Origin of the sequence: Sphingobacterium sp. NGMCC 1.201703 (assembly GCF_047784615.1) — a bacterium.
Lineage (GTDB): Bacteria > Bacteroidota > Bacteroidia > Sphingobacteriales > Sphingobacteriaceae > Sphingobacterium.
Genome location: NZ_JBLOHD010000007.1, coordinates 226,322 through 239,188, shown reverse-complemented (window position 1 = coordinate 239,188; position 12,867 = coordinate 226,322). Strand labels below are relative to the sequence as shown.

General features: G+C 42.4%; 12 protein-coding genes. 7 read left to right on the top strand and 5 right to left on the bottom strand.

Annotation, left to right across the window (positions count from 1 at the left end):
- The first annotated feature begins 52 nt into the window (after nt 1-52).
- From ACK8HY_RS16420 to pstB, 4 genes are read left to right on the top strand one after another with little or no spacing between them, the layout of a single operon-like run.
- On the top strand, nt 53-913 hold the full coding sequence (locus ACK8HY_RS16420) for a PstS family phosphate ABC transporter substrate-binding protein (protein WP_254846259.1): 861 nt from the start codon (nt 53-55) through the stop codon (nt 911-913).
- A gap of 5 nt (nt 914-918) precedes the next feature.
- Entirely contained in the window at nt 919-1,809 is an 891-nt protein-coding gene (gene pstC / locus ACK8HY_RS16415; RefSeq protein ID WP_077437547.1) for a phosphate ABC transporter permease subunit PstC, read from the top strand.
- Nucleotides 1,799-2,656: a phosphate ABC transporter permease PstA gene (gene pstA, locus ACK8HY_RS16410; RefSeq protein ID WP_077437548.1), complete on the top strand. Its 858-nt coding sequence runs from the start codon at nt 1,799-1,801 to the stop codon at nt 2,654-2,656. The genes pstC and pstA overlap by 11 nt, the downstream gene beginning before the upstream one ends.
- Nucleotides 2,646-3,392: a phosphate ABC transporter ATP-binding protein PstB gene (gene pstB, locus ACK8HY_RS16405; protein ID WP_077437549.1), complete on the top strand. Its 747-nt coding sequence runs from the start codon at nt 2,646-2,648 to the stop codon at nt 3,390-3,392. Before pstA ends, pstB begins: the two co-directional genes overlap by 11 nt.
- 123 nt (nt 3,393-3,515) lie before the next feature.
- Here pstB and ACK8HY_RS16400 read toward each other — a convergent pair whose 3' ends face one another.
- The 4 genes from ACK8HY_RS16400 to ACK8HY_RS16385 form a co-directional block, all read right to left on the bottom strand.
- Nucleotides 3,516-3,926 (bottom strand): hypothetical protein, encoded by a 411-nt coding sequence (locus tag ACK8HY_RS16400; protein WP_077437550.1) that lies wholly within the window; start codon nt 3,924-3,926, stop codon nt 3,516-3,518.
- 261 nt (nt 3,927-4,187) lie between these two features.
- Nucleotides 4,188-4,598 carry a PIN domain-containing protein gene (locus ACK8HY_RS16395; RefSeq protein ID WP_416134255.1) on the bottom strand — a complete coding sequence of 137 codons (411 nt, stop codon included), beginning with the start codon at nt 4,596-4,598 and terminating at the stop codon, nt 4,188-4,190.
- A 15-nt stretch (nt 4,599-4,613) separates the two neighbouring features.
- Nucleotides 4,614-4,874 carry a hypothetical protein gene (locus ACK8HY_RS16390; RefSeq protein WP_217700094.1) on the bottom strand — a complete coding sequence of 87 codons (261 nt, stop codon included), beginning with the start codon at nt 4,872-4,874 and terminating at the stop codon, nt 4,614-4,616.
- 161 nt (nt 4,875-5,035) lie between these two features.
- The gene (locus tag ACK8HY_RS16385) at nt 5,036-6,898 is read right to left on the bottom strand and encodes a YfbK domain-containing protein (RefSeq protein WP_416134254.1); all 1,863 of its coding nucleotides are present in this window, start codon (nt 6,896-6,898) and stop codon (nt 5,036-5,038) included.
- 80 nt (nt 6,899-6,978) lie between these two features.
- Between ACK8HY_RS16385 and ACK8HY_RS16380 the strand changes: the two genes are divergently transcribed.
- The 3 genes from ACK8HY_RS16380 to ACK8HY_RS16370 all read left to right on the top strand — a co-directional run bounded on the left by ACK8HY_RS16380 (nt 6,979) and on the right by ACK8HY_RS16370 (nt 10,896).
- Entirely contained in the window at nt 6,979-7,557 is a 579-nt protein-coding gene (locus ACK8HY_RS16380; protein WP_416134253.1) for an RNA polymerase sigma factor, read from the top strand.
- Nucleotides 7,544-8,815: a TonB family protein gene (locus ACK8HY_RS16375; RefSeq protein ID WP_416134252.1), complete on the top strand. Its 1,272-nt coding sequence runs from the start codon at nt 7,544-7,546 to the stop codon at nt 8,813-8,815. Before ACK8HY_RS16380 ends, ACK8HY_RS16375 begins: the two co-directional genes overlap by 14 nt.
- Before the next feature lie 110 nt (nt 8,816-8,925).
- Nucleotides 8,926-10,896, top strand: coding sequence for a transglutaminase domain-containing protein (locus tag ACK8HY_RS16370; RefSeq protein WP_416134251.1), 1,971 nt, complete (start codon nt 8,926-8,928; stop codon nt 10,894-10,896).
- A 373-nt stretch (nt 10,897-11,269) separates the two neighbouring features.
- Here the strand turns inward: ACK8HY_RS16370 and ACK8HY_RS16365 are convergent, their stop codons facing one another.
- Entirely contained in the window at nt 11,270-12,751 is a 1,482-nt protein-coding gene (locus ACK8HY_RS16365) for a PLP-dependent aminotransferase family protein (protein ID WP_416134250.1), read from the bottom strand.
- Nucleotides 12,752-12,867 lie beyond the last annotated feature (116 nt).

Genomic DNA, 12,867 nt, shown 5'->3' with positions numbered 1-12,867 from the left:
GATAACATTGTGCTAACACAAAATCCTTGTTGTTCTGTTTAACTTAGTAAGAATGAATGATATGGCTTTGAATCGCTTTATTTATACGATACTTTTTAGTTTCAGCCTCCTGTTATGGTCCTGTGGCAATACAGATCATACCATTAAAATGAAAGGTTCGGATACGGAGGTCAATCTTGCCGTTAATCTTGCCGAAGCATATAACAGGACCGATCCAAGCTTCAGCATGGCTATTTCAGGCGGGGGCTCTGGGCTCGGCATTACTTCCCTATTGAATGGACAGGCAGATATCGCCAACTCCTCACGGCCACTGACCGAAGAAGAACAGGCGCTCTTCAGAAAGAAAAAAATAGACCTCAAAACCGTTGTCTTTGCCGAAGATGCTACCGCTTTTGTGGTGCATAGCGACAATCCGATCTCGGAGATTGATGTGAAAACGCTGTCAAAAATCATGAGTGGGGAGATCGAAAACTGGAAATCTGTTTCCAGCAGGAACATTCCGATCAATATTTATGGCAGACAGAGCAGTTCGGGTACCTATTCATTTATTCGCAAGAAACTGAAAATAGTCTACAGCCAAAAGGCCAAGGAAATGACCGGCAATGCACAGATTCTGGAAGCCATCAAAATCGACAAATCAGGTATCGGCTATGTCGGTGCGGGCTATATCTCCAAAAAAATTCAAGATAACAAGGGGATCAAGGTATTGAAAATTAAAAATGATGTCAATTCCAATGCGATATCGCCCTTAGATTCAGCAGCGATAAAAAACAGGTTATATTTCTTCCAACGCCCCCTCTATCAATTTATTCCCGAAAAGTCATGGCCAAAGGTGCTGTCGTTTATCCAATTCGAAACCAAAGGGGAAGGAACGAAGATTATTGAAAACTCAGGTTATTACCTTATTCATTAAATAACATGCAGTACAAAAAACGAATAGCCATCGATCAGATTGCCAAAATCATATTCAAGTCTACCGGATATTTGGTACTTGCGCTTCTGGGTGGTATTTTCTTTATGTTGCTCTATAACGCGGTCGCCTTCTTTCTGGAAGTTTCGCCTCTGGATTTTATCAGCGGAAGCCAATGGAACCCCACAGCAGCAGAACCCGTCTACGGCATTCTACCTTTAATTGTGAGTACTTCCATTGTCTCTTTCGGTGCGATGCTGATTGCCGTTCCACTAGGGGTGGGGACAGCAGCTTTTATTTCCGAATATGCAAGTCCCAAACTCAAGACGATTTTAAAACCAGCTATAGAGATGCTTGCAGCAATCCCTTCGGTGGTGATCGGTTTTTTGGGGATTGTATTGGTTGGTCCGGGAATAGCAGATCTAAACAATCTACCCAATGGACTGAACGCATTAAATGGTGCAATCTTATTGGCCATCATGGCTCTTCCAACCATTATTACCATCTCCGAAGATGCCATACATGCGGTACCGCAAACGTACCGTGAAGCGAGCTATGGCCTTGGCGCGTCGCGCTGGCAGACTCTCCGTAAGATTACGATCCCGGCAGCGGCCCCAGGAATCATTGCAGCAGTCATGCTTGGACTCGGAAGGGCCATCGGCGAAACCATGACCGTACTGATGGCTACCGGTAATGCCGCGATATTTCCCAAGGGATTTTTTGATTCGGTCAAAACTATTACCGCAACCATCGCTATCGAAATGGGGGAAGTCCCCTATCAGACCACGCATTATTATGCCTTGTTCGCCATAGCGATTGTCTTATTCTTTATGACCTTGGTGGCCAATCTGATTGGTGAATATTTTATTAACCGCTTTAGAAAATACCATGCTGCGTAAATTCAAAAAACTGGCACCGATCGTCGAATGGGGTACACTTCTCCTGTCCACAGGACTTGTCTGCTTCTTTTTGTGCGTGATCCTGTACGATATTTTCAGCAAGGGCTACCAGGTACTGTCCTGGGAATTTGTCGCTGAGCTGCCCACCAATGGCATGACACAGGGCGGTATCCTCACCCCGATCATCGGTACCGTATTTCTGACCTTGATCACGGCAATATTTTCCATTCCGTTTGGCATCTGTTGCGCCATTTATCTCAACGAATATGCAGAGAATACCTGGCTGACCCGTACAATCCGGGCCTCGATCCGCAATTTATCCGGTGTCCCATCCATTATCTATGGATTATTCGGTCTGGCACTTTTTGTGCAGGCCTTGAACCTCGGAACGTCGATTTTATCTGCCGGACTGACCCTAGGGCTCTTGTCCCTTCCCTATATAATCACAACGACGGAAGAGGCCCTGCTCCGTATTCCACGAAGCATGCGCGAGGCCGCACTGGCTGTGGGAGCCACCAAATTCGAATCGATCAAAGATGTGGTGCTTCCCGCCTCTTTGCCCGGTATACTAACTGGTATCGTCCTGACATTGTCCAGAGCCGCTGGAGAAACAGCGCCTATACTCTTTACGGGAGCCGCATTCTACATCACCAATTCCTTTGGCAACCTTAATCAGGAGTTTATGGCGCTGCCCTATCACCTGTATATGTTGTCAACACAACATCAGTCTATCGAAGAAGTCAGACCCATCGCCTATGGAACGGCATTGGTGCTGATTATTGTGGTCTTCCTTATGAATTTAACAGCTTTCTATATCCGGTATAAGTTTAGAAATAATGAAAAGTAAATTGGTCGCAGAACAGCTCAACCTATGGTTTGGGAGCAAACAGGTATTGAAGAATATCAATATCGAATTTGAAGAAAACAAAGTTACGGCGCTGATAGGTCCCTCAGGCTGTGGCAAGAGCACCCTTTTGCGAAGTTTTAACCGCATGCACGACCTCTATCCGGAGGCCAGAATCGAGGGACATATCAAGCTGGATGGCCGCGAGATCTATCAAAAAGATATAGAGGTTACCGATCTCCGCAAACGCATCGGTATGGTTTTCCAAAAAGCCAATCCCTTTCCCAAGAGTATTTACGAAAATATCAGCTATGGTCTTAAGATTAACAATCTGATTGCTGATAAGGCGACCGTACAAAAGGCATTGGAAGAAGCTTATATCTGGGAGGAGGTTAAAGATGATTTAAAAAAGCCCGCCACACGGCTTTCTGGGGGACAGCAACAAAGGCTCTGTATCGCCCGTGCGGTAGCGCTGCGTCCCGAAATTATTTTGATGGATGAACCTTGCTCGGCATTGGATCCGGTGAGTACCCTGAAAATCGAGGAACTTATTCATCATCTGAAAAAAAAATATACGATAGTTATAGTCACCCATAATATGCAACAGGCACAACGTGTCGCCGACAAAACGGTCTTTATGTACCTCGGAGAAATAATTGAACAGGGGGATACGCATCAGATTTTTAACAACCCGCAACATGAAACTACACGTAATTATATTAGCGGGCATTTCGGTTAATCTCTTTATCCGAAATACACCTTTTGTGTGCATATTCCATATTTTCGCTGATATTCGGTGAGTTCATATGTTGCCAAACACAAAAAAGACAAATGAGTTTAGTAATGCAACAATAGCCTGCCCCTAGCTTTCAAAAGGATCCGTCTTTTTCTCGGTTTTTAATATCCCGATCAAATGCTGTAGCGCTTTCTGCAAACGTTTGGCATCATCTTCGGTCTGGATAGCCCAGAGGATCTCTTCGGTGCTCGCGGCGGATTTATAACGGATTTGATAGCCCGATTTTACGCGTGCCACAGCAAGTGGCTCGGATTTCGATAGATCGCTTCTATAATGCTGACCAGTAGACAGAAAAACGGTCAGGACTTTGCCATCCACCGTAACCGTATCAATTTTGGTTTCTTTATAGCGATAGGCAATCTTGTAGAGCTTATTGATGTAAGCTATGGTCTGCTGCTTGTTGAGCGTTGTATTTTGGGCTTCCAACCCACTGTGCGCTCCAAAAAAGAGAAAACATATTAATAGGAAGTTCTTCATGCTTCAAATTTATTAATAAACTCCACTTTCCCCTCTTTATTATCTCAAATTTATTTATTCGTTGAATCAAAAAAACTTGATAAAGATACATTGTTTGAAAATTCGATAAAAAAACGATTAACCAATTTAACAAAAGGCCGGTAATCAACCATGGGAAGTAAAAGGGGTGTAAAGTATTTTATGGATATTCTTATTGAATGAAAGTGGATAATATTAGTGTTATAACCCAGGATTAAGAAGAAATCAAAAAGTTGAAACCGATCACTGTTTCCTTTCAAACCAATTTTCAAGCTTTAAATTTTTTATATAACGAAAATCTTTCAAATTATCAGTAACCAGAACAAACTCATTTTCTAAGGCAGTTACTGCAATTATTAAATCAAATTCATCGTTCATAGGAGTCCCTTCTTTTCTCAATCTCACTTTAGTTTTTGCATATTGTTCCACCGATCCCAATATTGGGATTACGGTCAGTCCTTTGATAAATGCATCAACAGCCTTATGAGATTTTTGAGGATTTTCACTGTTTTCCGCTCCATATTTTAGCTCAAAAACAGTAATTTCAGAAATGAAACAATTCTCAACCCCTTTTTCTTTTATTAAACTGTCGAGATTTAATTTACCACGCAAAAAGAAAATACAAATACATGTATCAAGTAAATATTGTTTCACAGGCGATGTTCCTTTTTACAATTTTAAATCATCAACTTTAAATCTTCGACTTGATTTGATTTCAGCAATAATATCTTCCGCTGATTTTTCAGAAGCAAAAGCGCCAAATGACTTAAAAAACTCATCTTCATTTGATTTTCTCTCTTTTTTTAATGACTTAGCCAAGCGCTCTAACAATTCAAGCTTCCCGATAGAACTTAAGTTTTCAAAAAGAATAGAATATGTTTTTATTATATTTTTTTCAGCATGTGTCATTTTACCCTCCTTGGCTCTCATTACTGTAAAAGCTCTATTTCAAAGATAGTTACAATTAATTTAATATCGAAATATCCCAAACACTTCATTATATTCAATTGTGTCTGGCCAGTAACTTTATTACTGATCAGACACAATTTCCTATCGGATATTAATGCGTTTTAGCTTGTATTTTAAGCCTTCTACAATTTCGCTTTCGATAAATCCCGTGCATTTTCGGCCATTCGGATAAATTCAGCACGATAACCTTCATTATCGGTTCCCTTTGCTGCCTTCGCACGTGCGATCAGACGGTCAAAATTAGCCTGTTGTTTAAAGTCCGAATCACGAAGTAACAGCCCCAGTTCGGCCACAGCCGTTGCAAAACGTAAATCTTCACTGACCTTATTCAACTCGGTTACCTTAGCTTGTACTACATGTTGCTGCAATTTACTTTTTTCGCCATCCGGTTCCTTATAACGGAATTTGACCGTTGCCAACTCTCCGTTGCCTTTGACCTCAATATACTTAGTTGAATTTTGCTGGTATTTCAATGGATCTACCGTTCCGACCATCTCGGAGTTAACGCCTACAGGAACGATTTCATACAGCGCTGTCACCACATGCCCTACGCCCATGTCGCCACCCATTTTCTGATCATTATTGAAATCTTCGGCTTCAAGCAAACGATTTTCATAGCCGACCAAGCGATAAGCCTGCACATAATTCGGATTGAACTCTACCTGAATCTTCACATCTTTAGCCACCGTAAATAATGTACCGCCAAATTCGGTCACCATGGCTTTCCGTGCTTCGGAAATATTGTCGATATAAGCGTAATTGCCATGTCCTTTATCTGCTAAAATCTCCATTTTGCTATCTTTCAAATTTCCCATGCCATAGCCAAGCACGGTCAGAAAAACACCAGACTTACTCTCTTTACTGATCAGTTCCTCCATAGACTCATCGCTGTTCTCGCCTACATTGAAATCACCATCACTGGCCAGGATAATCCGGTTGTTGCCACCCTTGACCAAGTTTTGGCGGGCAATCTCATAGGCTTTTCTGATCCCGGCGGCACCGGCAGTACTTCCTCCCGCTTCCAGTTCATCTATTGCTGTTTTGATTTTCATTTTCTGGCTACCGCTGGTACTTTCCAGTTTCACTCCGGCTGAACCTGCGTAGGTGACAATAGCCACACGATCAATATCACGCAACTGATCCACCAGCATTTTCAGGGAAGATTTTACTAAAGGCAAGCGTCCCGCGCCCATCATCGATCCTGATACGTCGATCAAGAAAACCAGGTTGGAGGCTTTGAGTTGGTCCGTCGGGATATCTTTGGCTTTTAAAGTCACTCGCATCAACTGATGTGCATCGTTCCAAGGCGCCTTGGTCAATTCGGTTACGATATTCACCGGATCACCGTTCTTTGGTCCAGCTACCTGATACTGAAAGTAATTGATCATCTCCTCAACGCGTACAGCATCCTTATCGGGTAGACTGCCCGCATTGATAAACCGGCGCACATTGCTGTATGAAGCGGCATCCACATCTGCAGCAAATGTCGACAACGGTTCCTTCATTGGATTGATAAACTTATTTTCTTTGATTTTTTGATACGATTCCTGGCTTTGCTCCGGTATATAACCGCCACGAATATAGATTCCTTGTGCCTGACCTGCTAAGGCCGAGGAGGCATTCGCCGTAAATGCGGTATTTCTTTTCGCAACTTTACCATAGCCTACAACGACAACCTCTTCCAGTGTACGGTTATCCGGTACCAGGCTAATATCCATCGTAGCCTTCCCTTTTACCTTCACCCTTTGGGTAATATAACCAAGGGACCTGAACTCCAAAGTGGTCTTACCGGATGTTACCTGGATCTGATAATTTCCGTCACGATCGGTAGCTGTACGCGCATTAGTTTCTACATTTATGACAACCACAGCACTTAACGCCATTTTAGTCTTTGCATCGGTCACTTTCCCTTTCACTTCGTATTGCTGGCCGGCGTATCCACCAAGGGATAGCAACATGCTCATTAAAAAAAGTATTGTTCTCATATCGTTCAAATTTTGTCAAGGGATGCGTCAAATATTAAATTTCCATAAACCAGAAAAAAAAAATATTTTTAGCAAATAAAATGTTCGCATTCAAGTCGTCAAAGAAGGATTCCACGCAAGACCAGGAGCTCTTGCTGCAATATCAGGAGACCACAGATCTCAAGGTATTGGGAAACCTTTATCAACGACATACCGAGATGGTCTATTATGTCTGCCTAAGGTATCTTCAAGATCCAGAACTGAGCAAGGATGCCGTGATGAATATTTTTGAAGAGCTTATCTACAAGGTTAATAAGCAAGAAATCAAAGACTTTCCGAGATGGCTTTATGTGCTGGGCAAAAACCATTGCCTGATGTATCTAAGGTCACAAAAGAACAAATCACAAATTTCTTTGGATGAATTTGTGAAATATCCCGGAGATCTGCATCAGTATGAGCAACAGGATGAAAAAGAGGAACAATTGACTGCGATGGAAGGCTGCCTGGAAAAATTACCGGACAAACAGCAACAGTCCGTCAGACTCTTTTTTCTGGAGGAAAAATGTTACAAAGAGATCAGCGACTCGACGGGATATAGCTTAAATGAAGTAAAAAGTTATATCCAGAACGGGAAGCGGAATTTAAAAAATTGCATGGAGGCTTGGAATGAGCGACAGTAATTATGACATAGCGTACTTAAAGAAATACGTCAACGGCCAACTTTCTCCCAAAGAGATGTACGCCATTGAACGTGAGGCCCAACGTGATCCCATGTTGGCGGATATTCTTATGGGTATAGAAATGGATCAAAACAGTACTGTTCCTTCCGAATTCAACGCACGTATTGCGCAACACATTGAGCATAGAAAAGAAGCAAAAATAAAAGTCTTCGACTGGAAACGACTGGCGATTGCAGCTACTGTAGTTGCTATCCTAAGTGCAGGTATCCTCTATTTCCAGCAACAGAGAAGCCCTTCTGAAGCAAAACTTACAGCAGATGTTGCTGTACCGGCTGATGTGCCCGTACTAAAATCCAAACCTCAGAACGATACAACGACTTCGTCAGCCATCGCAACGGACAGTAAAGAGCAGGACAATCCTCGATTGGCGGACAACAATAAACCCGCAGGCCTACCTCGACATACAACGGAAGAAACCGCTCCGATTCATAAGGAGTCCCCTATCCGAATCGCGCTGAGTGAAAAAATGAATAGTGGCATCCACAGGGAGCGAACTATGGGCGACTCCAAACTGCTTGACAGTGTAGAGGTATTTGGTTACGCGCCACAGGCGAAAAAAAGTATAACCGGAAGTACGGTTATGATCCGCGGGCAACAACCCAGTCAAAGCAATGCGCTCGCCGGCCGTGTAGCCGGTGTCAATGTAACCCCGCAAACCTACGGTAGTCCGTTACAGGTCACTGTTCGTGACAAAGAAACCGGCTTGCCGATATCGGGAGTTACCATTATACAGCCCAATAGTAAACTGGCGACAAATACTGATGCGCAGGGAAAAGCCACCATTCAACCAAGCACCGTAGACTCACTGGTCGATATCATGGCAGTAGGTTATAATACTGTTGCGCTGAATATGCGCCGCAACAAAAACCTAAATATTAAATTACAACCTTCCGGAGCAGTACTTGAAGAAGTCGTGGTGACGACCATGTCTGCCCGGAAAATAAAGCGCGCAGAACCTGTCTGGGGCTGGAAGTCATTTAATAATTACGTTAAAAAGAAAACAGCTAACAGCCGCTATGAGGGCACCGTACGCCTGAATTTTGATATCGATAAAGATGGATTCCCTTCCAATATTACCATCCTACAGAGTGCAAATGAGTACCTGGACAACCAGGCCAAGCAAATTTTACTCTCGGGACCAAAATGGAAAGATGGAGACAACCGGTACGTCACGCTGACGTTTGATTTTAAGTATTAGCAGCTATTTAAAGGCTACCCGATAGCAATTCAAGCAAAAAAATTAGTGTATAACATCTAAGATTATTTCATACATTAGCACTATAATTCTTAACCATATAGTGACTTTTTATGAAAGGCTTTTTCACCAGTCTGCTTATTCTCGGCAGTTTTTGGGCTCATGCCCAGGATTTTTCATTCGGTAAGGTAAAAAAAGAGGATTTCGCCATCGATATTGGCAAATTGGACACTGCAGCCAATGCTTTTGTCATTCGGGAATATGGTTCCGCACAGGTCAACTATACTGCCCAGAAAGGTCTGGTTGTCGAATTTTTAAAGCATGTCCGGATCAAAATCTTGAACAAGGAAGGTTATGCACACGCGAACTTCACGATCCCACTTTACAAAAATGGCAATGAACGCGAGGTTGTCACGGACATCAAGGGGGCTTCCTATCACCTGGAAGGGGATAAAGTCATTGAAACAGAGATGACAAAGGCCAATATCTTCAATGAAAATTCTTCGGAAAACATTTCCCTGACCAAGGCCGCTATCCCACAGGTCCAGGAGGGAACAATTATTGAATATCGCTACAAAACGGAATCCCCTTTTATTTTTAACCTCAATGCTTGGGAATTTCAGGAAGAACTCCCCAAAATCTATAGCGAATATGTCACCCGTATACCGGAAATATGCCATTACAAGTCCAATTTAAAGGGTGGATTTCCCATTAAAGAACGCAAAACCGATAATTATAACACCGGGTTAGAAAGTTCAATTGGCGAAGTCCTGGGCAACAAAACGACCTATATCATGGAGAATATTCCGGCCTTCCACAGCGAAGATTATATGACCTCCTCGAAAAACTTCCGGTCTATTCTCTTTTTTGAACTTGGGCGCTATAGCTTCCCTATGGGTCCTACAAAAGACTTCTCCATGACCTGGGAGAATGTACGGGAAAAATTGGTCGCAGACGAAAGTTTTGGTGGTCAGGTCAAGCGCAAAGGAGCCTTAAAAGAATTTATCGAACCTGTATTGCAGGGGGCGAACAATGATATCACAAAAGCATCCCGTCTCTATGCCTATTTTCAGAAACAGATCAAATGGAACAAGAAGCACTCGATATACGCGAAAAATATCAAAGAGGCGCTTGAAAAAAGAACGGGTAATAGTGCCGACATCAATCTCGGATTGGTCAATGCCTTGCGTTATGCCCAGTTAGAGGCTACCCCGATTATTTTATCAACGCGTGACAACGGCTATGCAGGCCTGTATGCACCCGCGATATCGGAATTCAACCATGTTGTCGCTCAGGTGAAAATCGGCGAAGAATACTATTTATTAGATGCAACCTCTCCCTACGAACCCTTCGGCAATATTCCCTTGAAATGCGTCAACTACCAAGGTCGTTCTATCCCTCTGACCGGAGAATCCGACTGGGTAAAACTGGAGTCCAAACTTCCCGCCTCACAAAGTAATTTCTTCTTTGGTGAGCTCATGGAAAATGGTACCTTAAAAGGAAAATGGGTAACATCCCGTAATGGTTATACGGCTTCACGCATGCGTGAACGTCTACAGGGCAGCAATTCCGAAGAGGAATTTTACGAAAAATGGGATGAGGAAAATAACCGTATCAAAATCAATAGTTTTAAAGTCTCCAACCGGGATTCTTTGGACAAACCATTCGCCGAAGAATTTGAAATTGAGATTGAAAATTTTGCCAGCCAACAAAATGATCAGCTTGCTTTCAATCCTTATATTGACAGCAAAACCACCAAAAACCCTTTTAATCTGACCGAACGGAATTATCCGATTGATTTCGGATCCCTGATACTCGAAGAAAGCTATATGGAAATCAAATTGCCAAAAGGATATACATACACCCCCGAGGCAAAATTAAAGAACATCAGTATGGCGCTACCCGAACGCGCTGCCCGCTATATTTTTAAAGTCAGCAATTCAGATCCGAATGTCCTACTTATTGAGAGCGCAACTCAATTTAACAAACCGTTGTTTCTGCCAGAAGAATATTTTGATCTAAAGGAGTTTTTTAGCCGGATCATTCAAGCGCAAAAACTGGATATTTCACTAAAAAAAATCTAGTTGCTGTCTTAACAAAAACTTCATGTTATATTGACGATAAGCTTAAATAAGGGTAATAAATTTGAATAACAAAAAAAAGAATTAAAATGATTAAAGATTCAGAATTATTCGAACTAGAGTATACCTTTCTTGGTGAAGGTTTCGAGTTAGATGGTGATGACATTATCACCGATGAAGACTAGGTCTTCACTTTTTTAAGCAAGTATTATTCCCCTTATATAATCTCTAAGCCCGGTTGATTCCTCTCCGGGCTTATTCTTTTCATAGTTGATCCTAATTCTGTCCCTACCTTCATATAGATTTCGGATTACAGACGCATCACACCTGTCTTTCTCATCGAAATCAGCAAAGCCCAACCGCAAAATCACACCGCTCACTTAGCTCCGACAGTCTCTTGATAGGCTTCATGCAACAGACTGATCGCATCCTGCATATCTTTTTCATCGAGATGAGCAAACCCCAAACGCAGGGCTGTCACCGTTCGATTCTGGTAAAGGCAGTAGCTCGGCAGCAGCAATCCCTTCCCTTTGGCTCTCGCCTGTAAAGCGATCACTGAAAAACCAACATTAAACCGTACCCAAAAAGCCAATCCCGAAACCGGAACCTCAAAAACGATCTTATTTTCAAAATAGGTACGCAGCAACTCTGCAAATAAGTCTTTCCGTTCGGCGATGACTTTTTGAAACTTCCGCTGATACCGAAAGATATCCCCTTGATGGATAATTTCACCCAATGTTTTTTCGATCATAAAATTGGGTTTACCAAAGAGATTCAGGTATTTTTTGCCCTCCTCCAAAAGATCTTGAGGAGCAATCAAAAAGTTCATTTGAAAACCTGGATCCAAAAAACGACCGAAAGTCCCTGTATAGATCACCCTATTCCCTGCATTTTTACGAAAAAGGGACTCACCCTTGTCTTTGACTAACGAAGACTCAAAATCAACATCATCTTCGATCACAATAAAATTATACTGTTCGGCCAGCTGCAACAACTGCATTTTTCTTTTTTCAGAAAGGCTTACTGTAGTGGGATATTGGCATTTCGTATTGATATAAACACACCTGATTGCTCCGGGTGCAAAATGATCTGCGATATAATCAATATCCATTCCCATTGCATCTACAGGAACCGTTTTCAGCTTAGCTCCGGCTTGGCTAAAGATCATGTTCGGCAAAAAATAGCTAAGATTTTCGACCAGTACAATATCTCCACGCTGAATCAGTAGGCGCGATAAAATAGAAAAGACCTGTTCCCTGCTGGCAATAGGCAATAGAAAGTTTCGGGAGAGATGGAATCCCCGTGTCAAATTGAGATAATAGCTCAATTGATCCCTAAAAAACAGATTTCCGTCGGCGGTAGCCAAAAATTCATTGCTCTTTTTTTTCCGCTTCATCATTGCAGCGTAAAAACGAACCAGTTCTTCTGTATCGATAACACGGTAGTCCGGGGTACCGTCTGTAAAATAATATTTTTCGGGGACTTCCATTACCGGTGTATCCAGGATCAATTCCCTTCTAAAATGATATGGAGCCCGATCTGGTGGCTGCCTAAAGACCTCAATCGCGGTCACTTCTGAGCTCAGAGGTTCTGGATTTTTTACAAAAGTACCTCTATTGGGCAAGATCTCCACCCAGCCTTGCTCCTGTAGTTCCGCTAGTGCGGCAACCACTGTTTTTCGATGCACATTCAATTCCGTCGCTATCTTTCGGCTTCCTGGGAGAAGATCCCCATCCTCCAGCAAGTTGCGCTTGACAGCATTGATAAATTGATAGACGATCTGTATATACACCGCATCTTCCTTACGGCGATCTATCTTGATAATTGAATGAAAAGCTATACTAACCGGACTACTCATTATATTTATTTCGGACTACCAAAGTTAAACTTTAAACAGTAATATTTGCAATTCAGCTGAAAAACAGCTTGCTGAAAATTTGAGGCTCACACCATATTTTTCAATAAAAACTGATT

What these genes read in the sequence shown, in the direction of transcription:
- ACK8HY_RS16420 (WP_254846259.1), top strand. Translation starts at nt 53, where the DNA reads ATGAATGATATGGCTTTGAATCGCTTTATTTATACGATACTTTTTAGT.
- pstC (WP_077437547.1), top strand. Translation starts at nt 919, where the DNA reads ATGCAGTACAAAAAACGAATAGCCATCGATCAGATTGCCAAAATCATA.
- pstA (WP_077437548.1), top strand. Translation starts at nt 1,799, where the DNA reads ATGCTGCGTAAATTCAAAAAACTGGCACCGATCGTCGAATGGGGTACA.
- pstB (WP_077437549.1), top strand. Translation starts at nt 2,646, where the DNA reads ATGAAAAGTAAATTGGTCGCAGAACAGCTCAACCTATGGTTTGGGAGC.
- ACK8HY_RS16400 (WP_077437550.1), bottom strand. Translation starts at nt 3,926, where the DNA reads ATGAAGAACTTCCTATTAATATGTTTTCTCTTTTTTGGAGCGCACAGT.
- ACK8HY_RS16390 (WP_217700094.1), bottom strand. Translation starts at nt 4,874, where the DNA reads ATGAGAGCCAAGGAGGGTAAAATGACACATGCTGAAAAAAATATAATA.
- ACK8HY_RS16385 (WP_416134254.1), bottom strand. Translation starts at nt 6,898, where the DNA reads ATGAGAACAATACTTTTTTTAATGAGCATGTTGCTATCCCTTGGTGGA.
- ACK8HY_RS16380 (WP_416134253.1), top strand. Translation starts at nt 6,979, where the DNA reads ATGTTCGCATTCAAGTCGTCAAAGAAGGATTCCACGCAAGACCAGGAG.
- ACK8HY_RS16375 (WP_416134252.1), top strand. Translation starts at nt 7,544, where the DNA reads ATGAGCGACAGTAATTATGACATAGCGTACTTAAAGAAATACGTCAAC.
- ACK8HY_RS16370 (WP_416134251.1), top strand. Translation starts at nt 8,926, where the DNA reads ATGAAAGGCTTTTTCACCAGTCTGCTTATTCTCGGCAGTTTTTGGGCT.
- ACK8HY_RS16365 (WP_416134250.1), bottom strand. Translation starts at nt 12,751, where the DNA reads ATGAGTAGTCCGGTTAGTATAGCTTTTCATTCAATTATCAAGATAGAT.